The organism is Luteibacter sp. SG786 (assembly GCF_011759605.1).
Taxonomy (GTDB): domain Bacteria; phylum Pseudomonadota; class Gammaproteobacteria; order Xanthomonadales; family Rhodanobacteraceae; genus Luteibacter.
This window is the reverse complement of the sequence record NZ_JAAOYX010000001.1, coordinates 2,252,340-2,279,133: the sequence shown is the minus strand read 5'-3', so window position 1 is coordinate 2,279,133 and position 26,794 is coordinate 2,252,340. Positions and strand designations below refer to the sequence as shown.

Here is a 26,794-nt window from a genome sequence, read left to right as displayed (position 1 = left end):
GGAGCCGTACTAAAGCAAAACCCCGGGCCAGTCAATTCCCCGGGGTCGCCCCAGGCACACCCCGGCTACAGCTTCACCCGCACCCCGAGCCTGTAGAAGCGCCCTATCACGCCGTTCTGCGCGTAGGTGGGGTTGTAGTTCAAGGCGGCGTAGTTCAGCGGATCGAACGGCGCCTTCTTGTCGAAGACGTTCATCACCGAACCGGTGATCGCCACCTTGTCGGTGAGGTCGTAGCGTCCGGTCAGATCGAAGTCGGTGAACGACGCCACGCGGCAGTCGCCAGGTACGTTCGCGCCCGTGTCGGTGTTGGTCGAGAAACACCCGGTGGTGATGTCGGGCGCGGTGAGCTTGATGCCGCTGGTGTAATACAGCGTACCCGTGATGGTCGTCCGGCCGAACTGGATGCTGTTCGCCCAGGAGCCGCGGTAGCGCGGCGTACCCGCTCCCGAGGAGACGCCGTACGGACCGTGCGTGCCGACGAACTGCAGTTTGGTGCCGTCCTCCAGGGTGAGCCGCCAGCTGATGATCTTCGTGAGGTTGAGCTCGCTGGTAAAGCGAACGTTCTCGCTGAAGTCGTGTCCAGCCTTGAGGTTCAGATCCAACCCTTTCGTCTCCAGCGCGTCCTGGTTCACATAGGGCGCGGCAACGATCAAGGGACGCGGCAGCGCGGCCGGTGCCGCCGGATCGGGTACGTCGGCCACGATGGCGGATGCTTCCGGCAACGGCTCGCCCGCGTAATAGGCGTCGAGCACCGCGCTCGGACTCTGCTGCGCGATCACGCCGGTTTTCTTGATCCGGTAATAGTCGAGCGAAGCGCTGAAGTCCTGCGTGGGCTGGTACAGCACGCCGAACGTCCAGCTCTTGGACTTCTCCGGCTTCACGTCAGGATTGGCCCGGGTGAGGAACGCAAGACCGTAGGGCTGCACATAACCACTGTTGTTGTGCGCAGCCTGGAAGTCCGCCGGCGGTGTGTACGTGGCAAAGCCCTGTGCCTCGCTCGATCCGTTCTCGGCGAAGCTCGGGGCTCGGAAGCCCTTCGAGAACGTGCCGCGGAAGGCCAACTCGTCGATCGGCTTCCATTTGATGCCGATCTTCGGTGAGAAATTGTTGCCGAAGTCCGAGTAGTGATCGAAACGCCCCGAGACATTCACTTCCAGCGACTCGAGGAAAGGTGCGTCGAGTTCGACATAGGCGCCCGACACGGTACGGTCGCCCTTGACGTGGGCGATACCCAACCCCTGCGCGCGAAGGCCGGGATTGAGGTCCGGATCGTCCTGTTCCTCGTGACGTATGTCGATACCGGCGGCCAGGCCCAGCGCACCGCCACCGAGGTCGGCCAGCGGCCGGTTCACGCGAAAATCGAACTGTTGCAGGTCGCTCGTGGACGTCTTCCGCAGCTGCGGCGACAGGGAAGCCAGCAGCGCCGGCGAGTTCGCTCCCGGATCGAGGAAGTTGTAGGTGCCGTTCGTGACGACGTCGATCAGGCGATCGTAGTTGAGGAATCCGTTGAGTCGCGTGTCGAGCGACGAATGATTGAACACCAGCGCCGTGTCGTAACCCCAGTCGCCCCAGTAGCCGGTGAGCCCGCCCACGATGCGCAGGTTGTGGTTGTCGCTTTCGCCGCTGCCCAGCGCACTGGGAAACCCGAAGTTGATGAGCGCCGCCTTCCCTTCCGCCGCGAACGGGTTGTTGGGATTGAGCGAGCCGTCCGGCAAGGTGGCCGGCAAGGCGATCGAGTTCGTATTGCGCGGCGTGCCGGCCTGGATCTGCGCCGGCGGGCCGGGGAACGACGTTTTCACTTCGTAGTAGCTCGCAGACACATAGGCCTTCGAACGCTCGCCCACCTTCAAGGTGAAGCGTCCGTACAGCCCGCGACGATCGGTGGTGGGCTGGATGGCGGCGTATCGGGCGAAGTTCTGTGCGCAGTAGCTTCCCGGATTGGCGGGATCGTCGGTCACCAGCGTGGACCGCGGACCGCAGGCGGCCAGCGGCTGGGCCTCCGCACCGGGATCCGCGACGCCCGAGGTAACGTCTCCGGGTCGCGAAAGCGTGCCGGGCGTCACCGAACCGTAGATCGAACCGGAGTTCTGCGAGGGCTGGCCTCCGATAAGGTTGTTGCCGCCGCTGCGCCGGATGTCCGCGGTGTTGTACGGATACCCACGTTGCCGGGTGAGGATGTCCTCGTCCCTTTCGTATTCGGCGCTGAGGTAGGCGTTCCATCCGTCCTTTTGCAGGTCTCCGCCGCCGAACAGCACCGTGGCGCGTTTGGACGTGCCGCCGCCGTGTTGGGATGTGCCGACTTCGGCACTGAATTCCGTGCCCTGGTAGTCCGGCCTCAGGATGATGTTCACCACGCCCGCGATCGCGTCCGCGCCGTAGAGAGACGACGCGCCGTCCTTCAGCACTTCGATGCGTTCGATGGCATTGGACGGGATCGTGTTGAGGTCGACGAAGGATCGCTGGCCGTCGTCGGCCAGTGGATAGCTCGCGGCTCGCCGGCCGTCGATGAGCACCAGCGTGGAATTGACCGTGAGCCCACGCAGGGCGACGCCAGACGAGCCTGCGGCGAAGCCGGCGGTGAACGATGCGGGTATGGACCCGCTGTTATCGGCCGACACCGCCCGCACCACGTCAGACACGGTGGTGAGACCGCTCTTCTGGATCTGATCGGCCGTGATGGTGGTCACCGGCGACGGCGTTTCCACGTCGATGCGCGGCAAGGCCGACCCGGTGACGGTCACCGTGGCCAGTTCCGTCGTCTGCTGTTGTGTGGACTGCGCCGGCGGTGGCGCGGCAGGCGGTGCAGGCTGGGTGTCTTGTGCGGCAGCCTGGCCGCAAACCAGGGCGGTGGCGATGGACAAAGCGAGGCCGTGACGCCGAAGCGCCTTTTGGGATGTCGGTTTCATTGTGAGTCTCCGAAGCCTTAGGGGAGTGGGGCTGGGACTTCGCGGCTCCGGGAATGGGCCGAAGAAAACGCATCATTCACAGGCACGCAAGGAAAACTTACGCCGCGTGAACGGGGCGTACCATCGGCCATTCGGAATATATTGCGGCACAAGAAAAAGGGCGCGTGTGGCACGCCCTATGCACGTTCAGAGGTCAGAGGCGGGGCGCGCTCACTCGTCTTCGCCGGGATCGAAACCCTCGCGTTCCTTCATCAACGTTCGCGCAGCCTTGATGCCGAGGCGCATCCCCTCCTCGCAGGCATCCTCTTCCCGTTCGTGCAGTGTCGTGCAGAGCTTTTCCTGGATTTCTTCGCCGTCTTCGCTGATGACATATTTGCCGCGCCAGCGGCCGGGCTTGGCGACGTAACACGAGGCTTCAACGTCGAAGTAACCGATCTTTCGATGCGTCATGAGTGGGGTGATCCTCCTTCTCTCCCCCCATCCTATGCATCGCGCATCAAGACGATGTGCAGTGCTATTGCAGGCCGCTCACCGGACGCTTCGCGTTCGACTCGAACTCGCGCCAGATACCGTCCGCACCTTCCACGGACACGAGCACCTGCAGACCGTTCTGCGCGCCAAGAAGCTTCGACTGCTGCACCGCGTAGGCGATGGCGGCCACCCGCGTCTCGAAGTTCTGCGTCGGCACGCCGTTCATCTGCACGTGCCACAGACCCGCCATGTCCGGGTGGAACGGAATGTCGTAGATCACCATGGCCATGGAAGGAATTGGATAACCTCGCGGGGCGTAAGCCGGAGGGGACGGCCGGACCGACAGAGGCGCAAGATTATCCTTTCCATACCACGCCTACAACGGAAGAAACGTATGCCGTTCCTTCACGCCGGGATCACGACTAGCGCGGGTCATCGTAGGTACCCGGACTGCGATCCGTGGCACGCCATTCCGGTTGCCTTTCCCGACTGGCGTCCAGCAAGCCCTGACGCACGCCTTCGAAGTCGCGATCGGACGTATACACGGGCGATCCCGGCTGCTGGCGCCAGGACTCCGCAAGGGGCCCCGCATCCACGCCATCGAAGCCGATCTCGTCCACGAGCTTCAGCACCGTGGCCTTGGCGTTGGCATCGTCGCCGGCCACGGGCAACGCGATCCGCGACTCCGCGCTCGACGGCTTGCCCCGCGTCCCCAGGTGCTCCGCGAAGATGTTGTTGAATGCCTTGATCACCGGCCGCCCGATGCGCTCGGACACCCACTGGCTTTCGGGCATGCCGTCCTCGATGGCGTCGATGCGCCCGTCGCGTTGCCGCGGGTAATAGTTGCCCGTATCCACCACGACCGTTTCCGCGGGCACGCCTTCGAAAAGGTCGGGCGGCAATTGCGGCACCTTCGATTCCGGAATGGTCACGACCACCAGGTCGACACCGCGCACCGCTTCGTGCGCCGTGACCGCCACGGCGCCGGTCTCGCGCTCGATATCGGTGAGGGTTTCGGGCCCCCGCGAATTGGCGATGAGAACCTCGTGTCCCACCTCGCGAAAGCGGCGGGCCAGCGTACGACCGATATTCCCTGCTCCGACGATACCTATCTTCATGCAAACGATCTCCGCGAGACGACTCCTGCCATCTTCGCCGCCGTGCGTGAACGCAGGGCGAGCGAACGGTGAGCCGTCTCGCCCGCATCCTGGCAGAATCGCCGCCATGTCCGCCCCTGCCCGTGTCCTCGTCGCCCTCTTCCTTTCCTGGCTTCCGTGGCTGCCGCCGGCCGCAGCGCAGCAGGCGCCTCCTGCGGCGAACGTACCGACACTGGAAACGGTGACGGTGCAAGGCGAACAGCCTGGGCCGGGACTGTGGCGGGCCACCCGCGACGGGCGCACCCTCTTCATCCTGGGCAGCCTGGCACCCCTGCCGAAGAACATGACCTGGAATACCGACGAAATCGACGCGGCCCTCGCGCATTCGGGGGCCCTCATTTCGTCGCCGAGCGTCCGGATCAAGCCCAATACCGGCTTCTTCGGACGCCTTGCACTGCTGCCCTTTCTGATCGGCGTGCGCAATGCGCCGGATGGAGCGACGCTGAAGGACACGGTACCGCCGGACGTCTACGCGCGCTGGCTCGCCGTGAAGGCCAGATACATCGGCAACGATCGTGGGGTGGAACGCTATCGCCCCATCTTCGCCGTGCTGGAGTTGTACAAGTCGGCCGTAAAAAAGGCCGGTCTCGGCAAATCGGGCGAGATCGTCCGCACCGTGAGCGACCTTGCGCGCAAGCATGGCGTGAAGGAGGTTCCCGTGGAGTACACGCTGCTCGTGGACGACCCGCGTGCAGCCATCCGCTCGTTCAAGCGTTCCACCCTCGACGACGTCTCGTGCTTCGCGCAGAGCGTCGACAACATCGATGCACAACTCGCGGACATGGCCCGGCGCGCGAACGCGTGGGCGACGGGCGACATCGCCGCGCTGCGCGACGAGCGCAGCGCGCGCCAGCGCGCTACCTGCATGAACGCGGTGACCGAAGGCGGCGTGGCGCAGCGCATCGGCCTTGCCGACGTGCCGAAGGCGGTGCGCGAAACGTGGCTCGCCACCGTCGACGCCACCATGGCCAGCCATGCACAGGCCGTGGCCATCGTGCCGATCGACGACCTCCTGGGCGACAACGGCTACCTCGAGGCCCTTCGCGCAAAAGGCTACGCCGTGGCTTCGCCCGACGATCCGGACTGAGCCGGGGGTACGCCTCGCCGGATGGCCGCCGAAAAATCCTCGTCGGCACCGGCGGCGAGTGCGCGCGCCGTGATCCGCCCCCTTGCCCGCCACTCGTCGATACTCAGGCGCCGGTCCAGCGCACCCGCATCGCGCAGGTACTCTGGAAGGTAACCCGTCAGCAACAGGCGAAGATCGAGCGGCAGCGCTCCGTCGATCCGTTTCGCCATCCGGTAGACGATCGTCGTGCAGTTCGACGTGACGGTGTTGTAGAACCGGGCCGCATGCGACAGGGCGTTCGCTTCCCGCACGTACGAGATGAAGAGCGAGCGCATGGCCTCGGGCGTCATGCGCAACGGGAAGATATAGGCGTCCTCGCCGCGGACGTTGGTGCGGACGCGCACGATATCGCGTTCCTCGGCGGCGATGAGGATGAGTTCGAACTGCCGGAAGAAGCCGCCCACCTCGGAGAACGCTTCATGGCGCTTGCGCCGTATCTCCACCGAAAACACGACATGGCGCCCGTCGTCGAAGCCGAACGCGAGCATGGCGTGTGCGATCGCCTTTCCGGACCAATAGGACACGATGGCGTCCGCACCCGAAAGACGATCCAGATCGTAGCTCCGCGTTTCCCAGCGGACATCGTAATCGTCGTCGCTACGCCACACGAAATCGCGCACGTCATGGAGCACCACGCGATTCCCCTCCACCTCCCCATGCAGCACACGGGCCACGTCGTCCGCCCACGGCCGGTCGTTGCGCGGGCGGATGGATGCCCACCAGGCCAGGAGCACGGCATGCGCGATGAGGAGCGCGGGCAAGGCCCATGGCGAACGCCATACCAGCCACGAGATCCAGGCCGCACCGCAGCCCACCATCCAGAGCCCGGCGGCGGTGAGCCTTGCCACGCGCGGTGCCGGGAACCGGATGGCGAGCGCAAACGCACCCCAGCCCCCGGAGAGCACGAGCAGCAGGCCGGCGAGGAGGCCAGCGGCGCCGCGAACGAGCAAGCTCCGCCGAGTCATGGAGAAAGGGTCATCGCAGGCCGGAAAGGGAAGAACTCGCCGACTTTCCCATGGCCTTGACGCAAGGGCAACACGCCCCGCCCGCCAGCGCTACATGAAGCACCTGGCCGAGGACGCCGTGGCTGGGCTGCAGGATCGTTTCCGGGCCGCCCGGGGTGCTTTACATCGCCCGGGGTGCGCTCGCCTGGCGAATGGCGTCGGCAAGCTCATGTGCGCTATAGGGCTTGCAGACCAGGGGCGCCCGATAGCGCCCCGGAATGTCCACCGCCATGGATCCGGTGGCCAGCACATAGGGAATGCCGCGGCGTTTCAATTCGTCGAGGGCCGGATACGCCATGACCCCCTGAAGGTCGAGGTCGACCACGGCGACGTCGCAGCGCTCCACGTGGGCCACACGGATCGCCTCCTCGATGCAGCCGGCACAGGCGGCCACGTCATAGCCGAGACGCTCGGCGAGGAGGTCGGTCAGCGCGGATGCCAGACCGGCATGATCTTCGAAGACGATGGCCCGGGGAGAGGCTGTCATGTTCATGGGATAACCCGCGATCAGTCGCCGAAATTCAAACGTACTCCCGTTTTCACGCGGCGACCATACGTCCGAAGCAAATTCGTCGTGGAATTTTTCGTACTGCTTCACGAATGCGACAACACGGGGTCATTTGCCACGATTCAAGACGTTTTTTTTACCAAAGGTCGTGCTTCCGTAACGCGTCGACCAGGCGCCTCGATGCGAAATCCAGCAGTTTTCGCCGGGCATAGGTATGCCATGCGAGCCAGGTCAGCAGCTTGTCCTTCCACTTGTCCGTGGCCACGCCGTACAACGCATCCAGGCGCTTGCGAATCGCAGGCATGAGCGTCAGCGGATCGAAGGCACCTTTCGGCCAATCGGGCAGCCCATCCTCCCGCGCTCCGGGGTGGCAAGGCCCGACCAGCGGAATGACCGGTGCGTGCAGCACGCCGTCGCGCTCGCGGAGGTATCCCGCCAGCGCGGGATCGGCGGCCCATTCCGCGACGATGGGGTTGTTGGCGGGCACGAGGAAATGCTCCGCCAGGAAACGTTGCGCATTACGCCGGCCGAGCAGGAAATCGTGATGCCGATAAGCCTGTGCGAAGAAGCCCGAGAAACCGCCCAGCGCGCCGGCCGCGAGCGCGCGGCCGCCCAGCCACCGCTCCGCGCCGCTTGCCGCGGGCCGTGTCGGCGCGATCAGGAAACGGCTGTACACGGCATCGTCCATGGCAAGGGCGATCTCGCGGGGCTTGAACCTGGCCTGCTGCTTCCACGACGCGAACAACGCCGTGAGTGCCTCGAACATGTTGATCGACGCGGCATATTCCGGCCCCAGGTCGTCGGGCTCGGGAAACGGATCCACCATGAGCACGATGCGGTTCACTTCGTCGCCGCGGCGCGGATTGCGGCCGAGGGTGCCCGCCAGCTCGGTGCGGGCCAGTTCGAACGGCTCGTTGTCCATCGCGCCACCGTCCACGCCCACGAACCGGTACGTTGCGCCATGACGGTCCCACGCATCGCGGCGTGGTTCGATCGGTACGACCCGCGAGATGCCATGCTCGTCCGGAACGACCACGCTGCGTTGCATGTAATCGCTCCAGCGCCGCTCCACCTCGCGGTAGCGCAGCCCTCCGGGAAACGCCGACGACGCGAGCGCGGCGTTCATCAGCGACGTCCACGCCCGGTCGGGCAGCATCTTCGGATGCGGTACGTAGAGGTCGTCCGGGTACTGCCAGGCGCGGTCGTATGGCCCCTGCCCCGTGTCGACCGCAAAGCGCAGGTAGTCCTCATGCGCCACCATGCTGTGCACGGAATCGGCGCTACCGCCCGCAAAAGGCACCGCATACGGTATGCCGCGAAGGTTCGTCACCGTGAACACGAGCTTCAGCGGATTGGCCACATAAGGCCGGGATGTCGGTTCGCCCTCGAAACGGAGCACCTTCGCGGCAATCTCGTCCAGGCAACGCGTGTCCAGCAGCGAAGCGATGGGAACGTTCTTGTCCTTCAAGTCATCCGTGCCGAGGAAGCCGCGGATGTCGACCTGCTTCACCCACACGTCGTAGAACGGATTGGCCGGCGCGTCCACCTCCGCGATATGCCTGTGGGAAAAGGCATAGGGCAGCGCCACGGCGGAGATCGCCCCGTTGATGCTGCCGGCCGAGGCTCCGGAGATGTCCCTCAGCAGCACATCGTGCGTGGGCACAGGAAGCTTCCGGGCCTTCGCGTCGTACCAGTGTTCGAGCGCTTCGTAGAGGAAGTCCAGCACGCCCGCGGCATAGGCCCCGCCGGATACCGCCCCGGCAAGCGCAAGGCCCAGCTCGAAGGTGTTGTCCCGCGGCGGCGGCGTGATTTCGGGGTGCGCCAGGGGCAGATCGGTGTCGGGCATGTCCGCTCCATCGCCGTTGGTCGATGCATTATCGGCGACGAGCGGGCTACGAAACGCGAACGCTTGCCGCGTTTCGCTATCTGGCCATCCACTGCGCCGCGAGCGCCAGCGCGGCCGGCAGCGCCTGGACGTAGAGGATGCGGCGGCTGGCGGTCACCGCGCCCCACAGGCCGGCGACGACGACACAGCCCAGACCGTAAAACACGAAGGCCGTGGCGAAAGGCTCCCGAAGCACCAGGCCAAGCACGAGGGCGACTACCAGGAACGCGTTGTAGAGGCCCTGGTTGGACGCGAGCGCCGCGCTGTCCCGGGCGAAATCGGCACTGATGCCGAACACCTTCGGCCCGCGGGAGCGCCAGAGAACCATCTCCAGCAGCACGATATAGACGTGGATCAGGATCACCAGCGCGGTGAGGAGGTTGGCGGCGAGCGTCATGCGGAATCCTTGCATAGGGAGCCGGGTGGCGAAGGATAGCCGTTAAAGCTGCCGGACATCATCCTTAGGCCGGATGGACGATTGCATCCCGTGCGGCGTTCGGCCCTACTAACGCGATGTGCAGGAACCTCCCAACCCAGGAGATCTCCCTGGAGGCCCTCGGGCTGCTCCAGGCGCTGCGGTACCGCGACTACGCGGAAGCGCAATTGCGCGCCAACCACATGGCTCGCTGCGCGCTCCAGTACGACTACCTCAATGTCGCCGACGCCGCCGAGAAAATCGAAGCCCTGCTGGCCGACGGCCATCCGAATGCCATGGAACTGCGGATCGCCCTTCGTACTCTGACGAAGTCGGTGGGAACGCTATCCCGGGAATGCGACGCTCCTGCCCGGTGACCTTCACCCAGATGGGCGGACGTCGACCTCGCCTCATCCGGGGGATGCACGGTGCCGGTTCTTGCCTTACGCTGCCCCGAAGCATCGGCTACCGGGAGCTTCCATGACCAAGCAGAGTGACGGCATCGACCCTTCGGTGCCACCCAGCGGCACCGGCTGCGTCGAATGCGAGCAGGATGGGGGCTGGTGGTTACACCTTCGCCGCTGTGCGCAATGCGGCCACATTGGCTGCTGCGACGACTCGCTGTCGAAGCACGCCACGAAGCACGCGAAAGAAACGGGCCACCCGATCATCCAGAGCTTCGAGCCGGGTGAGGACTGGTTTTACGATTACCGTACCGGCGAAGGGTTCGATGGGCCGCAGCTCGCGCCGCCGCACAGCCATCCGACGACCCAGACGACACCGGGGCCCGAGGACCGCGTTCCCCCGAACTGGCAACGCGTGTTGTTGCGCGCACAGAACCGCTAGCGACAATCCGTATCGTCAGCCGAAGAACTGGGCGTCGATCTCGACGGCCAACGGCTCGTGCAGACGCACGGGCTGTTCTTCGCCGGTACGGAGTTCGTAGGGCACGTACACCATGCGCGCGAATCCGGGCGCTTCCACGTGGACGCGGATGCCGTTCTCTGCGGTAGGCGCGAGTTCTTCGGGAATGACGACGTCGGCGACGAGCGCCACCGCCGCCACATTGCCGCTCGACGCCATGGAAGCGAGGCCTTTCGCCACCAGCTGATACACCGCCTGCGCTTCCGGATGCTCCGAGTCGTCAGGCTCGCCAGCGGCCGCGGCGATTTCCCCCGCCTCCGTGATCGATCCCCCGAACGGGAAGAATTCGCCACTCTTGGCCAGCATCTGCTCGGCGAACTCGACCATGAAACCGAACAGGCGGTTTACCGGATTCTGCGTCTCTTCCATCGAAAGCTTCCCAAGGGCGACAGACCGGCCATCGTACGCCATCGGCTTCGCTCCTGCTCGACCGTCCGCGAATGTCCCGACGATCAGATGCAGCAGCGCCCTGGAGGCCTCTTGCTGCCATCCTGGGTACCGGTCCGCCTTCCATCCCCTCGGACGCAAAGAAACGCTCTATGCGATCCAGGGCCGGCTCGCCAGGCGATTCACGTCGGACTCGATGCGGTCCAAGATTGCGTCGAGCGTTTCGTCGGCCAGAATTCGCTCTTCCGAACAGAACGGCAACGGCTGCCAACCGACGTACCACCGCCTCATCATTTCTTCGTCTATGTCCGGCGAATGGCGGGTCGTGTGGCGCGCAAGCGTTTCCTCGAACGACAGGTCGAAGCTGTAAAACAGGCTTGGACCGCGGTGCTGGTTGCGCAGGGTTTCAAGCATCGGCGCGTACCGTCCGGCATGCAAAATTCCCTCCACGATGGTGTGCCGCCCTGCTTCCAGGCAGTAACGAGCCATGAGGGACATCAATTCGGGAGTGTCGCGGAGCGCCGTGTCCTTCTCGCCCAGGATCGTGCGCCGCACATGATCCTGGGCAATCCAAGCGCTGTGTGGCCGCCATCGATCGCAGAGCAGTCGTGCGACCGTGCTCTTGCCCGACCCTGCGTTACCGCGTAGCACGATAAGTACTGGCGTTTTCATCGCACCGCTTCGAAACGAGTAAGAGCACAGGAGATTAGGGCAAGCGGAAAGCGCGCACAAAAAAACCCGCTTTCGCGGGTTTCATTGCGATCCGGTTGAGGTTGTCCGGATCTTGCGTTGGTGCCCAAGGGGGGACTCGAACCCCCACGACCTAAGCCGCTACCACCTCAAGGTAGTGCGTCTACCAATTCCGCCACCTGGGCATAACTTTTACTGCGTGTTGCGATTACTTCTTGGCCGGTTCGGCGGGAGCCTGCGTGGCTTCCTGCTTCGGGGCCGGAACATCGTTGTTCGCTGCGGGCGCCGTGGCGGCGGGTGCGCTGGGCACGTCCGACGCGGCCGGGGCTACCGGAGCGTTGTTGGCGGGAGCGGCCGGGGTGGTGACACCCGACATCACACCAAGATCCGCGGCCGGCTGGGGATTGCCCGTACGGCCGAGGTAAATGCCCATGCCGAGGCTGAGCAGGAAAAACAGGGTGGCGAGCACCGCCGTGGCGCGCGTCATGAAGCTCGACGAGCCACGTGCACCGAACACCGTGGCGGACGCGCCGCCGCCGAAGCCGGAACCTGCCTCCGCGCCGGCACCGCGCTGCATGAGAATCAGCACGATCATCGCCGCGGCGATCAGGATATAGAAAACGCTGAAGAGAATGAACATGTCTTCTTGGTTTGCCGTGTCGCGATTATCGACGCGCCGCGGCGCATATATCCAGGAAATCGGAGGCCACAAGTGCAGCACCGCCGATGAGTCCCCCGTCCACATCCGGCTGGGCGAAAAGTTCGGCCGCATTGGCCGGCTTGACGCTTCCGCCGTAAAGCACCCGGGTCAGGAGCGAGATATTAGCATCCTTTTTTGCCAGTTGGCTACGGATGGCGGCATGAATTTTCTGCGCCTTCTCGGGCGTGGCCGTGAGCCCGGTGCCGATGGCCCAGACCGGCTCGTAGGCAATGGCCGCTTCGCGGAAACACTCCACCCCGCAGCTGTCGAGCACGGCCCCCAGCTGACGCTGGATCACCGCCTCCGCCTGCCCTGCTTCGTGTTCCTCCAGGGTTTCTCCCACGCACAGGATGGGTTTCAACCCGGCCTTGCGTGCCGCGGCGAATTTCTTCGTCAGCAGGTCGTCGCTTTCGTGCTGGTACTGGCGGCGCTCCGAGTGCCCGACCAGGACCCACGTGGCCCCGACATCCGCGAGCATGCCGCCGGACACCTCACCGGTGTAGGCGCCAGGCACGTGATGCTCGGAAAGATCCTGCCCACCGAATTCAAGGCCCCGGTCGCCGTAGCGCTTGGTCAGCTCCGCCAGGTACACGTCCGGCGGGAAAACCAGGATGTCCACGCCGTCGGGACGGTTCTCGACGATCTCGCGCACAAGCGCGTCGGCCATGCTGCGTGAGCCATGCATCTTCCAGTTACCGGCGACCAGCTTCTTGCGCATGGGAGCTTCCAGGCGTGGGCAAAGGGGCGGCAGGATAGCGGCGGCCCCCTCCCGGGCAAAGCTGCATTGCCGCATGGAGGGTCCGGGGGCCCGTTCACGGAGCGTAACGCATCGGTCGGGCATTTGACCTGATGGATACCGGCTTCGATCATCGCCCCATGCGCACCTTACGAATTTTCTTTATCGCCCTCCTCCTGGTCTGCTCCGGCGGCGCGCTGGCGCAGACGGACGAAGGGTCCCCGGCCACCCCGGCTCAGCAGATCGACGCCCTTCGCAGCCAGCTCGACGCGATCGAGAAGGCGATGAAGGACGACAAGGCTTCCAACCAGGACCTCGACAGCCTCCGCGGAAAAGTCTCGGACGTGGCGGACGCTGCCCAAAAGGTGTCGAGCTCCCTGCAACCGGACCGCGACGCGGCGAAGGCACGCCTGGATCAGCTGGGCCCGCCCCCGGCGGCCGGTACAAAGGAAGCGCCGGAGCTGGCGGCCACCCGAAGGGACGCACAGAAGGCCTTCGACACGGTCGATGCGCGCATCAAGACGGCCGACGGCATCGCGCTCGAGGCCCAGCAGACCGCCAACCAGCTGATCAACCTGCGCCGTACCCGATTCCAGGAAACCATTTCGCAGCGCACGAACTCACCGCTGTCGCGCCCCTTCTGGTCCGAACCGGCGGCCGCGTTCCCGCGCGACCTGGCGAACCTGCGTGCGTTCTCCGACACCGTGAAGAGCGATGTCGCGACCAGTTGGAGCAGCGGCAACCGCACGGTGCTGATCTCCTGCGTGGTGCTGGGCCTGCTGCTGATGACGGTGGTGCGCTTCTATATCGAATCGCGCGTGCGGAGCCTTACCGCCAACCGCATGCCGCCGGGGCGGTTGCGCCGCTCTGCCCTGATCGTGGGCATCGCGCTCACGTCCACCCTGACCACCGGGCTGGGCACGCAGCTCCTGTACACGGGCCTCAACTGGAACGACGTCTTCAGTGAGGACACGGACGAGATGGCCCGCGCACTCGTGCGCATCGTGTTCTTCGGTGCCTTTGTCGCCGGCCTCGGCCGCGCGCTCATCTCGGCGAAGCGCCCTTCATGGCGCCTGCCGGCCATACCGGACGAAACGGCGCTGGCGCTGCGCCGGTTTCCCATGCTCATCTCGCTCGCGGTGGTGCTGTTCTATTTCCTGAAGGAACTGAACCGGACGATCGGCACGAGCCTTGCCGCCACCGTGGTCACCAGCAGCCTGCAGGCCATCGTGCTGACGCTGCTCGCGGCCGTTGCACTCCTGCGGCTCAGCCGCACGCACCACCACGATGTCGACGGCACGCCGCCGCCCCCGCGGCCGATCTGGGCCAGCCTGTTCATCGCGGCCGCGTGGATCGCCATCGTGGCCTCGTGGATCGGGCTGCTCACGGGTTTCATCGCCTTTGCCTCGTTCATGGCGGGCCAGGTCGTATGGACGGCGATCGTCATTGCCGCCACCTATCTGACGATGCGCCTCGTCGACGATCTGTTCGAAACCCTTCTCTCCGAGAAGGGCCCGATGAGCGCCCGTGCGCAGGCGGTATTCGGCACTCATCCGAAGCTGCTCGACCAGGCCGGCGTGCTCCTGTCGGGCGTGGTACGCCTGGCGCTGTTCCTGTTCGGCCTGACCGCCGTGATGTCGGGCTTCGGCGCAGGGGCTTCGGACATCCTCGCGCTTGGCAGCAAGCTGCAATCGCTGAAGATCTACAACGTCGAACTCAAACCCAGCCAGATCCTCAGCGCCATCGTTCTGTTCTTCCTGGGCCTGCTGGCGGTGCGGGTGATCAAGAACTGGATGTCGGAGCAATACCTGCCGCGGACCAACCTCGATCCCGGTATGCGCAGTTCGCTCACCACCTTGCTCGGCTACGTCGGCATCGTGATCGTGGTGGCCATCGCCCTGCTCGCCATGGGCCTTTCCGTGCAGAACGTGGCCTGGGTGGCGTCCGCTCTCTCGGTCGGTATCGGCTTCGGCCTCCAGGCCATCGTGCAGAATTTCATTTCCGGTTTGATCCTGCTGGCGGAACGGCCCGTCAAGGTGGGCGACTGGGTAGTGCTTGACGATGCCGAGGGCGACATCCGGCGGATCAATGTCCGCGCCACGGAGATCCAGGTAGCCGACCGCTCGACCATCATCGTGCCGAACTCGTCCTTCATCACCAAGCCCGTACGCAACATGACGATGGCGAACCCGCAGGGACGCGTGCTGTTCAAGATGCCGATGCCCCTGGACAGTGACCCGCTCGCGATACGCGAACTCATGCTCGCTGCCATGCACGACCACGCCTCGGTGCAGGAGACTCCCTCGCCGCTGGTGATGCTGGACAACGTGGACCATGCCGCGATGACCTTCATGGCCATCTGCTACGTGGGCAGCCCCCGCGACACGGGCGGCGTGAAAAGCGACCTGCTGTTCGACATCATCGCGCGCCTGCGCGATGCGGGCATTCCGCTGCTGCGCCCGCAGGACCTGGTGCTGCGCTCGGGCGGCAGCGTGGGCGACCTCGTCGGCCCGACCGGGGCCGACGCGCCGAAGGCCTCGACAGACCCCGACGCGTAGCCCTGATGCGCCTGCGTCAGTCGGTGACTGGCGTCAGGCGCAGGTCCTGGAAGTCGAAGCTGAAGTCGGTCAGCGGCGACACCGGCTCCATGCGCACTTCCCGCACCTTGCCGTCCGGATCCAGCGAGAAGTTGACGAAGGCGTCGCCGTTGAGCGAGCGATCGTTCCAGTGGGCAATGAAGGTGTCGTGCTGCCAGGGCTCGAGGGTGCCCTTGAGCTGTGCCGTCTTGGCGAAGCTCATCACCAGCTTCCCGCCCTCCTTCGTCACCTTGACGTCGCCGTACCAGGGATCGCGATACGTGCCGGCATAGCGATCGAGCGGGAGCGAGGGCTTCGCGCCTTTCATGCGCGCCGCCTCGTGTTTCTTCATGCTCTCGTCGGCGTTGGCCTCGGCCTTCTTCACGCTTGCCGCATAGGCCGCGTTCCAATCGGTTTTCGGCGCGTCCATGAAAGCATCGAGCGCACGCATGGTCACGGCCTGGAAGGCGGCACCGGATTCCTGGTTGGTGAGGACCACGATGCCAAGCTTGAGGTCCGGCACCAGCGTCACGCGCGACACCATGCCCGGCCAGCCGCCGGTGTGCCATACGAGCTTGTGGCCGCGGTAATCCGAAACGAACCAGCCTTCGCCGTAACCGTAGAAATTGGGCTTGGTGGCCTTGAGTTCCGGCACACTCGGTTCGCTGATGCGAATGGGCGTGAGCAGCGACCACATCTCCGCCTGTCGCTTCGCGCTGAACAGCCGCTGTTCCTTGCCCGAGGCATCGGTATAGGTGCCGCCCGCCAGCTGCATGTTCATCCACTTGGAGAGATCGTGCACGCTGGAGTAGATGCCGCCCGCGGCCTGGTTGTTGTTCCACGACATGGGCGCTACCGCCTTCAGGTCCTTGAAGTCGAACTTGGCGTGCCCGGTGGCGATGTCGTCGTTCGGCCCGATGCTGTCGGGCGCATGGGTCTGCGATTCGGTCATGCCCAGCGGCGCGAAGATGCGCTCGCGCACGAAGTCGGCCCACGGCTTGCCTGAAACCTGCTCGATGACGAGACCGGCCACGGCGAAGAGGATGTTGTCGTATGCGTATTCCGCACGGAAGCTGTTGGTGAGTGGCACGTGCCGGAGCCGCTGCACCACTTCCTGCGTGGTATAGGTGGTGGCCGGCCAGTACAACAGGTCGCCGGCGCCGAGACTGAGCCCGCTGCGGTGCGCCAGGAGATCGCGAATACGCATCTCGCGCGTCACGTACGGGTCTGACATCTGGAACCACGGCAACCGGTCGATCACGCGGTCGTTCATGTCCAGCTTTTTCTCGTCGGCCAGGATCGACAGCGACGCGGCGGTGAACGCCTTGGTGTTCGACGCGATCGCGAACTGCGTATGCGCATCGACCTTCGCCGGTTCGCCCAGCTTGCGGACACCGGAGCCCATCTCGAGAACGGTCTTGCCGTCCTTCACGATCGCCACGCCGATACCCGGCACGTCGAACTGCTTGCGTGTCGCATCGACGTAGGCGTCGAAGTCGGCGAGAGCCGCCGGCCGGGCGGCGGGGGCGGAAGCGGCGGCGGAAGCGGTTGCATCGGCTTCCTGGGCTTGCGCGGCGAGCGCGAAAACGAAGCTTGCGACGCCGAAGGCGAGGCATTGGCGAAGGCGCGACATGGACAGTCCCTGCATCTGGAGAGAGCCGAGACTAGTCGAAGCGGCGCCCCCGGCGAAAGGGAGCGCTCAGGCCTTGCGCTTCTGGCTGAAGATGACGCTGCCCAGGATGATGGCGCCGGCGATCGCCATGGTCGGAGTCAATGCTTCGCCCAGGAACATCCATGCCCAGCCCACGCCGAACAGCGGCACGAGGTACGTGGACGTGGCCGCGCGCGGAGCACCGATACGCTGGATAAGGCGGAAATAGAACGCATAGGCGAGGCCCGTCGAGAGCACGCCAAGCGCCACCACGGCCACCCAGGACCTGGCGGGAATCGGCGCCTCCGGCCAGGTGAACACGGCCAGCGGCGCCATCAGCAGGGTGGCTCCGAGCAGGCAGCCCGCCGCCACCGCGGTCGGCGCGATGTCCGACAGGTACCTCTTGATGAGATTGGCCGCCAGCCCGTAACAGAACGACGCGGCGGCGCCGGCGAGCGCGGCGGGGGCCACGTTCTCACCCGCGGTGCGGCCGCTGGCCAGGATCACCACGCCGATGAATCCCGCCACCAGCGCGATGGCCTTACGCGTGCCGATCTTCTCGCCGAAGCCTATGAAGGCGACCAGGGCGGCGAAGAGCACGGTCATGCTGTTGGCAATGGCGCCGATGCCTGCGGGAGCGCGTTCCGCGCCCCATGCGAACAGGGTGAACGGAATGGCCGCGCTGAGCGCGCCCAACGCCAGCATCTTCCAGAGGTGGGCGACGCGGATGACGGAGCGCGCCCGCCACAGAAGGGGCAGCAATATCGCCGACCCGAAAGCCAGGCGGGTCGCCACCATCGGAAACGGTCCGAAGTCCTTCGCCGCAACGCGCATGAAGAGGAACGAGCCGCCCCAGATCGCACCGAGGGCCACGAGTTCGGCCGGCGTGCGCCAGTCTCGGGGACCCGTGGCGACAAGCGAATCGGCTGGGGTCTCTGCGACGGACGACATACGGAACCTCAAGAATGTTTGACACGTATTGTCGCCGGAACGGAGCGCCCGACAAGCGCAACGTTTGCAAGGCAGCCTCTCATCCGATTCATCCCTGCGGGTGGGGGCCTATTCGACCCCGACGAAGCCGCCGGTCTGGTGGGCCCACAACCGGGCGTACAGGCCGCCCCGGGCGATCAGCTCGGCATGCGTGCCTGTCTCCACGATGGCGCCCCGCTCCATGACCACCAGGCGGTCCATTTTCGCGATGGTGGACAATCGGTGGGCGATGGCGATCACCGTCTTGCCGCGCATGAGGACCTCCAGGCTTTCCTGGATCGCGGCTTCGGCTTCGGAGTCGAGCGCCGACGTGGCTTCGTCGAGCACCAGGATGGGGGCGTCTTTCAACAGCACCCGCGCGATGGCGATGCGCTGGCGCTGGCCGCCGGAAAGTTTGACACCGCGCTCCCCCGCGTGCGCATCGAAGCCCGTGCGCCCGTCCCCATCGGAAAGCCCGGGAATGAACTCGTCGGCGCGCGCCTGCCGCACGGCCGCGAGCAGTTCGGCCTCGGTCGCATCGGGACGGCCGTACAACAGGTTGTCGCGAATCGACCGGTGCAGCAGGGAGGTGTCCTGGGTCACCACGCCGATGTGCGAGCGCAGCGATTCCTGGGTCACCTTGGCGATGTCCTGGCCATCGATGGCGATGCGCCCTTCCTCCAGGTCGTAGAGGCGCAGCAGCACATTGACCAGCGTGGTCTTGCCCGCACCGGAGGGCCCGACGAGGCCGATCTTCTCGCCCGGGCGCACGATGAGATCGAGCCCGGCGATGACGCCGCCCGCCTTGCCGTAGTGGAAATGGATGTTGTCGAAACGCACCTCGCCGCGCGTGACCCGCAGCGGCACGGCGTCGTCGCGGTCGAGCACAGTGCGTTCCTGCGAAATCGTGGTGATGCCGTCCTGCACGGTACCCACGTCCTCGAAGATGCCGTTGACCACCCACATGATCCAGCCGGACATGTTGTTGATGCGGATCACCAGGCCCACTGCCAGCGCCACCTGGCCGGTGGAGACGGCGCCCCGCACCCACAGCCAGAGCGCCAGGGCGCTCGTGCCCGCGATCAGGAGGCCATTGAGCGAGGTAATGGACACATCCATGCCGGTGACCATGCGGCTGGACGACCGCACCTTGTCGGTCTGTTCGCGCATGGCCTCCTGCGCATATGCTTCTTCGCGATGGGTGTGCGCGAAAAGCTTCAGCGTCATGATGTTGCTGTAGCCGTCCACGATGCGGCCCATCAGCTTCGAACGCGCCTCGGACGCGCGCCAGGAGCGCTCCTTCACCCTCGGCACGAAGAACACCAGCATGCCGATGTAGCAGGCGATCCACGCCACCAGAGGCAACGCCAGCCTGACGTCCGCCCTGGCGAACAGGTAGACCGAGGTGCCGGCGTATACGGTGACGTACCACAGGGCGTCCACCACCTGCACCGCGGATTGGCGCAGCGACGGCGCCGTCTGCATGATGCGGTTGGCGATGCGCCCGGCGAAGTCGTTCTGGAAGAACGACAGGCTCTGTTTCAGCACATAACGGTGGTGCTGCCAGCGCACCATGGTGGTCATGCCCGGGTTCAGTGCCTGGTTCACCAGCAGATCGTGCAGCCCCATGGCCAGGGGGCGCAGAAGCACCACCACGAAGCCCATCCAGGCGAGCGTGCGCCAGTGCGTCTGGAAGAACACCGCCGCCGGCGTCTTCTGCGCCATGTCCACGACGCGGCCGAGGAAGTCGAACAAGGCCACTTCGACCAGCGCTACCGCGAGGCCCACCACTAGGGTGGCCACGAAAATTTTCCACACCTGACGCAGGTAGTAGGCGTAGAAGCGAACGACGCCCTTCGGCGGCACCCGATCGGGCGCCTCGCGGAAGATGTCGATAAGGGATTCGAACCAGCGAAAGATCATCCGCGCATTCTAGTCCTTCCCCGCCACCGTGGCGGCCATGAACGCTGGTCCAGGCGAAATCAGGGGGCCGCGTGTCCGGGAGCGAGCGCCTTGTCAGCAGCCACCAGGCCCAGCCCGAGCGCCACAAACAGCACCGCCACCACCGCTACGTTGAGCAGGGCCGCGGGGTAACCGAGGCGGCCCACGTCGAGGAACGGATACGGGTATTCGTCGACGATGGCCCCGCGAGCGAAGGTCCACAGGGCAAACACCAGGGGAAACCAGAGCCAGCGCGCCGCGTCGCGCCACACGAGGGTGCCGTGCGGCAGCAGGGCGAACCACCAGAGGAGGTAGAGCGCGGGTACCACGTAATGCAGGGACCGGTCGGCGATGAGTTGCGGGCCCAGCGGATGCCACAGGGAGCGCAGCACGGTGACGTACACCAGGGCGGTCACCGCGATGCACAGCGCTGCGAGGCCGCGCATGCGCGGTGTGCGCAGGATGCGCAGCGGCGCCCAGTTGCCGCCCGTCGCCGCGGATGCGGCGACCAGCGCCACCAGCAGGTTGGAGAGGATGGTGAAGAAGCTGAAGTAACGCACCGTCACCGCGCCCAGCGAACCGGACCAGACGATCAGCCAGTATTGCAATACGAGCGCAGGCCAGGCCACCGCCGCGACGATGATGGCGAACAGGTCGGAGACGGCGGCGGTTCGGGGCGACATGGAGCGGTCCGTCAGCGGGGCCACCTATTATTGCCGCGATCGCGGTCCGGAATCTTGTGGTCCGGGTCGATTTCGGCACGAACGATCTTGCGCCCGCCAGGCACTTCGATATCGAAGCGCTTGTGCTGCTGCCAGGTCTCCACGGGCACGCGGATGTCGCGCGTGGATTTGTCGTCCAGCGTCACGCGCAGCGTGGCCGGCATCACCAGTTGGTCCAGGTTCGATAGGGTGACCACCGATCCATCGACCTTTTCCACCGCCATGTCCAGCTGCCAGTTCCGTTCGAACCAACCGCGCCAGAACCAGGAAAGATCCTCGCCCGCTTCGCTTTCCATCAGGCGGAAGAAGTCCGATGGCGAGGGGTGCCTGTAGGCCCAGGTGGCGATGTACTTGCGGAACGCGGGATCGAAGCGCTCCGGCCCGATGATCTGCTCGCGCAACAGCACGAGCCCCAGCGCTGCCTTGAAGTAGGTGGCGGGATGGCGATACTTCTCCTTGACCATGTCGGCGCCGATCAGCAGCGAGGGCGCGTCCCGGTCGGCCAGCAGGGGCAGAATCTCGTCCACGGGATTGCCGCCTTTCGGCGCATATTCACTGTCGCGCTTCGGCGCGAACTCGCCATGGTTGAAGGCATCGGCCTCGTATACGTCGATGAAGGTATTGAAGCCTTCGTCCATCCACGCGTTACGGCGCTCGTCGCTGCCGACGATCATCGGGAACCACGTGTGGCCGATCTCGTGGGCGGTGACCATGTGCAAGGGCTTCGCCGGCGCCTCCATGGGATCGAAGACGATGCCCGGGTATTCCATGCCGCTCGCTGCGGTGCCCGCCTCGTTGATCGCCACCGGGTAGGGGTACGGATACCACTTGCTGGAGAAGTGCTCCACCGCGGCCTTCAGGTATTCGGTCGAGCGGCCCCAGCGGTCCTGGCCCACGCTTTCCACCGGATAGACCGACATCGCCAGCGCCGTCTTGCCCTCAGGCAAGTTGATGCGCGCCGCGTCCCACACATACGCGGTGGACGCGCCGAAGGCGACGTCGCGCGTGTTCTTCATCCGGAATTTCCAGGTGAGCGTGCCGCCCTGTTTTGGACGGCTGGCCGGATCGGCGACCTCCGCCGGCGTGCGGATCATCACCGTGCTGTCGCTCTGTCTTGCCTTGGCCAGGCGCTCGCGCTGCGTGGCCGTCAGCACGTCGTCGGGGTTCACCAGTTCGCCCGAGCCGGCGACGATCATGTTGGAAGGCACGGTGATCGCATAATCGAAATCGCCGTACTCGAGATAGAACTCACTATTGAGATAAGGCGCGGTGTCCCATCCGCGCAGGTCGTCGTAGACGCACATGCGCGGATACCACTGCGCCATCTCGTAGATGTTGCCGTTCTTCGACGGGGCGAACCCTGTGCGTCCGCCGAAGTCGCCCGGAAGATCGTAGGAATAAACGATGGTCAGCGAAATCTTGCCGCCCTTCCCCGCCAGCGGCGCGGGCAGCCGCACCTGCATCCGCGTATCGCTGACGACGTACTCGGCCTTGCGACCGTCGACGGTCACCGAAGCGATACGGTAGCCGTCGGTATGCCTCTTCTCGGTCTTGTCCGAGGTGAAATTGCCGCGGGCGTCGGCGGTGAAACGGTTCTCGTCCAACTGCAGCCAGAGCACGTCCAACGCGTCGGGGCTGTTATTCGTATAGCGGATGATCGCCTTGCCGCTCAAGGTGTTCCTGACCGGGTCCAGCGTTGCCGCCAACTCGTAGTCGGCGCGGTTCTGCCAGAACATCGGCCCGGGCATGCCGCTGCCGGAACGATAGGCGTTCACCGGCTGGGGATACGAGAACGGCGCGAAGGTCTCGCGCGGGTCGAAGTCGGCAGCCATCGCGCCGCAGGCGCCGACGAAGGCGGCCACGGCGAGACAGGCACGGGCGAGGAATTTCATCGGCTACTCTCGGGGGGACGACCCTTGAGCGTAACCGGCAGCCGATTTCGGACTCCAGCGTGCCGGAAGTCAGGTCAACGAAGGTCGACCTTGCGGTTCTCTCCCACCTCGGGCTTCCCGCCGGTGACCCTGGCCTTCAGATAATCGAAGGCAAGCACCATCTTCGACGAGGGCGCGTCCCAGTATTCCGCGGTGTCCACGTCCACACGAAGCAACGCCAGGTCCGGATCGTCCTTGCCGTCGGGAAACCAGGCTTTCACCCAGGCATTCCAGTGGGCCTCGACGGCCGCGCGATCTTCCACGATCACGGCCCTCCCGGAGAGCGACACGAAGCTGTTGTCGGCGGCGCTGGCATAAGCGACGTTCACCTCGCGGTGGCCTTCCACTTCTGCGACCTTGGGCGAGCTCTTCCGCGTGAAAAACCACAGGCTTCCGTCGAAGCCCTTTTGCGAAGCGACCATGGGGCGGCTGTAGAGCCTGCCGTCGCGTTCGCTGGTCAGCATCGCGACCCGGGCATCCTTGATGAGGGACCAGATGCGATCCAGTTCGTCCTGGCGGGTATCGGCCATGGCAGTGCTCCTGTGAGAGATGAGCCACACCGTCCCATCCCGCCGCTCAAGGGCTCGTCAAGCGCGGGATGCCACGGAACGACGCCGCCCTCACATCGCCCCTCCGAGCCTTGCGGCCCGGTGCACGGCGAGGCATTCGAGGTCGACTTCGCGCGCCGCAGAACGCACTATTGGCGAGTGCATCCCAACGTATACCTTGCATACGGCCGGGGTATCCGCATATTCCCCACGTTCATACATCGAGGACCCCACGCATGAAAATCGGTTTGATCGGACTCGGCCGCATGGGCGGCAACATCGCTCGCCGCCTGATGAGGGACGGTCATCAGACCGTGGTCTACGACAACAACCCCGCCGCGCGCGAATCGCTGGCGAAGGATGGCGGTGAGGCGGTCGACTCGCTCGAGGCCCTGGTGCAGGCGCTCCCGTCGCCGCGCGTGGTCTGGGTCATGCTTCCCGCGGGTGAGATCACCGAAACCACGATCGCGAAGCTCAGCGACCTGATGGGCAAGGACGATATCGTCATCGACGGTGGCAACACCTTCTACAAGGACGACGCACGCCGTGCCGAAACCCTTGCCGCCAAGGGCCAGCACTATGTCGACGTAGGTACCTCGGGCGGCGTGTGGGGCCTGGAGCGCGGCTACTGCATGATGATCGGCGGCGACAAGCCCACGGTCGATTACCTCGACCCGATCTTCAAGACGCTGGCCCCCGGTGCCGGCGACATCCCGCGCACGGAAGGCCGCGAGGGCCGCGATCCGCGCGTCGAGAACGGCTACATGCACGCCGGTCCGGCCGGTGCGGGTCACTTCGTCAAGATGATCCACAACGGCATCGAGTACGGCATGATGCAGTCGTTCGCGGAAGGCTTCGACATCCTGAAGAACCGCAACGCCGCACACCTTCCGGAACGCGAGCGCTACGAACTGGACATGGCCGACATCGCCGAGGTCTGGCGCCGTGGCAGCGTGGTGTCCTCCTGGTTGCTCGACCTTACCGCCAGCGCCCTGGCGAAGGGACCGGAACTCGACAACTACTCCGGCTACGTCGACGATTCCGGCGAAGGCCGCTGGACGGTCAACGCTGCCATCGAACAGGCGGTGCCGGCCGAGGTGCTCACTTCCGCCCTCTTCGCCCGCTTCCGCTCGCGCCAGGACCACACGTACGCAGAGCGCCTGCTCTCCGCGATGCGCATGGGCTTCGGCGGGCATATCGAAGGCCGTGGCAAGCCGCCGAAGGAAGGCGAGCACTCCTGAGGGCATATCGGGCAGCCGGGCTCTTTGTGGGAGCCTGGCTTTTGTAGGAGCCTTGTTCCTTTGTAGGAGCCTTGTTCCTTTGTAGGAGCCTTGTTCCTTGTGAGAGCAGGCTTTGTGTGGGAGCCGGCTTTGCCGGCGATCCCGCGGCAGCGGGCCACCCTGCCGCGAGCACCCATCGCCGCTGAAGCGGCTCCCACACAAAGCCCGCATTCACACAGAACCGGTTCCAACACAGAGCCGGCCCCCTGAAGCAGTCAGTTGCCGTCCAGTTCCCGCAGACGCTCGCGCCATCGTTCGGGCGTCTGCGGCTTGATGAACAGCGCCACGATGGGCAGGCCGGCTTCCTTGGTGCGCGCCTCGATGATGCGCACCACTTCCTCGATCTCCACGGTCGTCAGGCGGTCGTCGAAAGCCGCGGAAATCGCCACCAGCACGTGGTCCGGGCCCACCTGCAAGGTGAGTACCCCGTTCACCGCCTCCACGCCCTCGACGCGCCCGGCAATGCCGCACACCTTCGCCAGCAGGTTCGGCGTCGCCGGTTCGCCGATGAGCAGGGCCTTGCTCTCTCGCGCCAGCATCGCCGACGCCAGCGCAAGCACCACGGCAATACCGATCGAGGCCCAGCCGTCGATGCGCGCGTCGCCGGTGGCGTGCGACAGGTAGATGCCAAGCGCGGCGATGGCGAGGCCCAGCAGTGCCGCGGTGTCCTCGAACAGCACGGTGAACGTGGTTGGATCCCTGGTGCTGCGGAACGCCTCAAAATAGCCCAGCCTGCCCTTCTTCCGCTGCACGCTCTTCAGCGACAGCCACCACGACGTGCCCTCGAACAACACGCCCACAGCGAGCACGATGTAGTTCAAGGTGGGATCGCGCAGCGGCTCGGGCGAACGGATATGGCTGACACCCTCGTAGAGGGAAAAGCCCGCGCCGAGTGCCAGCACCAGCAAGGCCACGATGAAGCTCCAGAAGTAGAGCTCGCGCCCGTAACCCAGGGGGTTCTCCCGGTTCGGCGGCAGTTGCGAGCGCCGCAGGCCGTGGAGCAGCAGCACCTCGTTGACGCTGTCCACCAGCGAATGCACGCCCTCGGAAAGCATGGCCGAGCTGCCGCTGATGGCCGCGGCCACGAATTTGGCGATCGCGATGCCGACATTCGCGGCGAGCGCGGCGTAAACGACGAGCTTGGGACTATGGGCCATGGGCCGCATCCTCTCCGGGTACATGTAATGGCCAGGTCAATCCGTCAACATGCACGACAAAAAAAGGCCGCGCCTTGCAGCGCGGCCTTTTCGTTTGCAGGATCCCGCCGCGATTACTTCGCGAACAGGTGCTCCACGCCGGCGCGTTCCTCGCGCAGTTCCTTGTTGGTCGCGTCGATGCGCGCCTGCGAGAACTCGTTGATCTTCAGGCCCTGCACGATGGCGTACTTGCCGTCCTTCACCGTCACCGGGTAACCGAAGATCACGCCCGGCTCGATGCCGTAGGAGCCGTCGGACGGAATGGCCATGGAGGTCCAATCGCCTTCGGCGGTGCCGAGCGCCCAGTCGCGCATGTGGTCGATGGCGGCCGAAGCGGCGGAGGCCGCCGAGGAGGCGCCGCGCGCCTTGATGATGGCCGCGCCGCGCTGCTGCACCGTGGGGATGAAGGTGTCCGCGTACCAGGCCTGGTCGACCTGCTCCAACGCCGCCTTGCCCTTGACCGTGGTCTCGTGGAGGTCGGGGTACTGGGTGGAGCTGTGGTTGCCCCAGATGGTGACCTTCTTGATCTCGGTGGTGTGCGCGCCCGTCTTCTCGGCAAGCTGGGACAGCGCGCGGTTGTGGTCGAGGCGGACCATGGCGGTGAAGCACTTCGGATCGAGGTCCGGAGCGTTCTGCTGCGCGATCAGGGCGTTGGTGTTCGCCGGGTTGCCCACCACGAGCACGCGCACGTCGCGCTTGGCGTGATCGTTCAGCGCCTTGCCCTGCGGTCCGAAGATGGCACCGTTGGCCTCGAGCAGGTCCTTGCGCTCCATGCCCGGGCCGCGCGGACGCGCGCCGACGAGCAGCGCGTAATCCACGTCCTTGAAAGCGACGTTCACGTCGTCGGTGGCTACCACGCCGGCAAGGGTCGGGAAGGCGCAATCGTTGAGTTCCATCACCACGCCCTGGAGGGCGGGAAGCGCCGGGGTGATCTCGAGCAGGTGCAGGATCACCGGCTGGTCGGGACCGAGCATGTCGCCGGCGGCGATACGGAACAGGAGGGCATAACCGATCTGGCCGGCTGCGCCGGTGACGGCAACGCGAACGGGTGCTTTCATCTTTCGACTCCTA

At 65.4% G+C, this 26,794-nt stretch carries 25 protein-coding genes and 1 tRNA gene; 5 read left to right on the top strand and 21 right to left on the bottom strand.

Translation table 11 applies throughout. The annotated features are described in order from the left end of the window. Positions 1–65: 65 nt before the first annotated feature. From FHS47_RS10430 to FHS47_RS10415, 4 genes are all read right to left on the bottom strand, one after another. Complete coding sequence (locus FHS47_RS10430) at positions 66–2,906, bottom strand: TonB-dependent receptor (protein WP_167026630.1); 2,841 nt, start codon at positions 2,904–2,906, stop codon at positions 66–68. Positions 2,907–3,116: 210 nt separating this feature from the next. Further along, positions 3,117–3,356 (bottom strand): hypothetical protein, encoded by a 240-nt coding sequence (locus FHS47_RS10425; RefSeq protein ID WP_167026627.1) that lies wholly within the window; start codon positions 3,354–3,356, stop codon positions 3,117–3,119. Positions 3,357–3,420: 64 nt separating this feature from the next. Beyond that, on the bottom strand, positions 3,421–3,666 hold the full coding sequence (locus FHS47_RS10420) for a DUF2188 domain-containing protein (protein ID WP_167026624.1): 246 nt from the start codon (positions 3,664–3,666) through the stop codon (positions 3,421–3,423). 133 nt (positions 3,667–3,799) lie between these two features. Then, positions 3,800–4,603 (bottom strand): NADPH-dependent F420 reductase, encoded by an 804-nt coding sequence (locus FHS47_RS10415; protein ID WP_167026622.1) that lies wholly within the window; start codon positions 4,601–4,603, stop codon positions 3,800–3,802. Here FHS47_RS10415 and FHS47_RS10410 point away from each other — a divergent pair. Next, a complete protein-coding gene (locus tag FHS47_RS10410) occupies positions 4,602–5,621 on the top strand; it encodes a TraB/GumN family protein (protein ID WP_167026619.1) in 1,020 nt (339 codons plus the stop codon). The genes FHS47_RS10415 and FHS47_RS10410 overlap by 2 nt on opposite strands. Here FHS47_RS10410 and FHS47_RS10405 read toward each other — a convergent pair. The 4 genes from FHS47_RS10405 to FHS47_RS10390 form a co-directional block, all read right to left on the bottom strand. Continuing rightward, complete coding sequence (locus FHS47_RS10405) at positions 5,588–6,625, bottom strand: DUF4105 domain-containing protein (protein WP_167026616.1); 1,038 nt, start codon at positions 6,623–6,625, stop codon at positions 5,588–5,590. The two genes, FHS47_RS10410 and FHS47_RS10405, sit on opposite strands and share 34 nt — an antisense overlap. A gap of 160 nt (positions 6,626–6,785) precedes the next feature. Beyond that, positions 6,786–7,157 (bottom strand): response regulator transcription factor, encoded by a 372-nt coding sequence (locus tag FHS47_RS10400; protein WP_167026613.1) that lies wholly within the window; start codon positions 7,155–7,157, stop codon positions 6,786–6,788. A gap of 151 nt (positions 7,158–7,308) precedes the next feature. After that, a complete protein-coding gene (locus FHS47_RS10395) occupies positions 7,309–9,018 on the bottom strand; it encodes a patatin-like phospholipase family protein (protein WP_167026610.1) in 1,710 nt (569 codons plus the stop codon). A 76-nt stretch (positions 9,019–9,094) separates the two neighbouring features. Beyond that, entirely contained in the window at positions 9,095–9,454 is a 360-nt protein-coding gene (locus FHS47_RS10390; RefSeq protein WP_167026607.1) for a DUF1304 family protein, read from the bottom strand. Between the two features lie 116 nt (positions 9,455–9,570). Between FHS47_RS10390 and FHS47_RS10385 the strand changes: the two genes are divergently transcribed. Together FHS47_RS10385 and FHS47_RS10380 are read left to right on the top strand one after the other, a co-directional pair. Beyond that, positions 9,571–9,849 (top strand): hypothetical protein, encoded by a 279-nt coding sequence (locus FHS47_RS10385; protein ID WP_167026604.1) that lies wholly within the window; start codon positions 9,571–9,573, stop codon positions 9,847–9,849. 103 nt (positions 9,850–9,952) lie between these two features. After that, positions 9,953–10,318, top strand: coding sequence for a UBP-type zinc finger domain-containing protein (locus FHS47_RS10380; RefSeq protein ID WP_167026601.1), 366 nt, complete (start codon positions 9,953–9,955; stop codon positions 10,316–10,318). A gap of 15 nt (positions 10,319–10,333) precedes the next feature. On the opposite strand, the gene FHS47_RS10375 is transcribed toward FHS47_RS10380, so the two are convergent. The 5 genes from FHS47_RS10375 to tpiA form a co-directional block, all read right to left on the bottom strand. Further along, a complete protein-coding gene (locus FHS47_RS10375) occupies positions 10,334–10,765 on the bottom strand; it encodes a hypothetical protein (RefSeq protein WP_167026599.1) in 432 nt (143 codons plus the stop codon). Between the two features lie 168 nt (positions 10,766–10,933). Then, on the bottom strand, positions 10,934–11,455 hold the full coding sequence (locus tag FHS47_RS10370; RefSeq protein ID WP_167026597.1) for a kinase: 522 nt from the start codon (positions 11,453–11,455) through the stop codon (positions 10,934–10,936). Between the two features lie 118 nt (positions 11,456–11,573). After that, positions 11,574–11,658: transfer RNA gene (locus FHS47_RS10365), tRNA-Leu, on the bottom strand. A 23-nt stretch (positions 11,659–11,681) separates the two neighbouring features. Further along, complete coding sequence (secG, locus tag FHS47_RS10360) at positions 11,682–12,113, bottom strand: preprotein translocase subunit SecG (RefSeq protein ID WP_166697965.1); 432 nt, start codon at positions 12,111–12,113, stop codon at positions 11,682–11,684. A 25-nt stretch (positions 12,114–12,138) separates the two neighbouring features. Further along, positions 12,139–12,891: a triose-phosphate isomerase gene (gene tpiA / locus FHS47_RS10355; protein WP_167026595.1), complete on the bottom strand. Its 753-nt coding sequence runs from the start codon at positions 12,889–12,891 to the stop codon at positions 12,139–12,141. Positions 12,892–13,049: 158 nt separating this feature from the next. Here tpiA and FHS47_RS10350 point away from each other — a divergent pair, with 158 nt between their 5' ends. Beyond that, complete coding sequence (locus tag FHS47_RS10350; RefSeq protein WP_167026592.1) at positions 13,050–15,467, top strand: DUF3772 domain-containing protein; 2,418 nt, start codon at positions 13,050–13,052, stop codon at positions 15,465–15,467. Positions 15,468–15,483: 16 nt separating this feature from the next. On the opposite strand, the gene FHS47_RS10345 is transcribed toward FHS47_RS10350, so the two are convergent. From FHS47_RS10345 to FHS47_RS10320, 6 genes are all read right to left on the bottom strand, one after another. Then, positions 15,484–17,118: a serine hydrolase gene (locus FHS47_RS10345; protein WP_167026589.1), complete on the bottom strand. Its 1,635-nt coding sequence runs from the start codon at positions 17,116–17,118 to the stop codon at positions 15,484–15,486. A 66-nt stretch (positions 17,119–17,184) separates the two neighbouring features. Further along, a complete protein-coding gene (locus tag FHS47_RS10340) occupies positions 17,185–18,087 on the bottom strand; it encodes a DMT family transporter (protein WP_167026586.1) in 903 nt (300 codons plus the stop codon). Between the two features lie 108 nt (positions 18,088–18,195). Further along, positions 18,196–20,028 carry an ABC transporter ATP-binding protein gene (locus FHS47_RS10335; RefSeq protein WP_208381905.1) on the bottom strand — a complete coding sequence of 611 codons (1,833 nt, stop codon included), beginning with the start codon at positions 20,026–20,028 and terminating at the stop codon, positions 18,196–18,198. A gap of 59 nt (positions 20,029–20,087) precedes the next feature. Beyond that, positions 20,088–20,729: a Pr6Pr family membrane protein gene (locus FHS47_RS10330; RefSeq protein WP_167026583.1), complete on the bottom strand. Its 642-nt coding sequence runs from the start codon at positions 20,727–20,729 to the stop codon at positions 20,088–20,090. Between the two features lie 11 nt (positions 20,730–20,740). Continuing rightward, complete coding sequence (locus tag FHS47_RS10325; protein WP_247741431.1) at positions 20,741–22,600, bottom strand: M1 family metallopeptidase; 1,860 nt, start codon at positions 22,598–22,600, stop codon at positions 20,741–20,743. A gap of 134 nt (positions 22,601–22,734) precedes the next feature. After that, complete coding sequence (locus FHS47_RS10320; protein ID WP_167026577.1) at positions 22,735–23,229, bottom strand: pyridoxamine 5'-phosphate oxidase family protein; 495 nt, start codon at positions 23,227–23,229, stop codon at positions 22,735–22,737. Between the two features lie 254 nt (positions 23,230–23,483). Here FHS47_RS10320 and gnd point away from each other — a divergent pair, with 254 nt between their 5' ends. Continuing rightward, on the top strand, positions 23,484–24,488 hold the full coding sequence (gnd, locus tag FHS47_RS10315) for a phosphogluconate dehydrogenase (NAD(+)-dependent, decarboxylating) (RefSeq protein WP_247741281.1): 1,005 nt from the start codon (positions 23,484–23,486) through the stop codon (positions 24,486–24,488). A gap of 254 nt (positions 24,489–24,742) precedes the next feature. Here gnd and FHS47_RS10310 read toward each other — a convergent pair whose 3' ends face one another. Both FHS47_RS10310 and FHS47_RS10305 read right to left on the bottom strand, forming a co-directional pair. Further along, positions 24,743–25,684 carry a cation diffusion facilitator family transporter gene (locus FHS47_RS10310; RefSeq protein ID WP_167026570.1) on the bottom strand — a complete coding sequence of 314 codons (942 nt, stop codon included), beginning with the start codon at positions 25,682–25,684 and terminating at the stop codon, positions 24,743–24,745. A 113-nt stretch (positions 25,685–25,797) separates the two neighbouring features. Beyond that, positions 25,798–26,781 (bottom strand): malate dehydrogenase, encoded by a 984-nt coding sequence (locus tag FHS47_RS10305; RefSeq protein WP_167026567.1) that lies wholly within the window; start codon positions 26,779–26,781, stop codon positions 25,798–25,800. Positions 26,782–26,794: the final 13 nt, after the last annotated feature.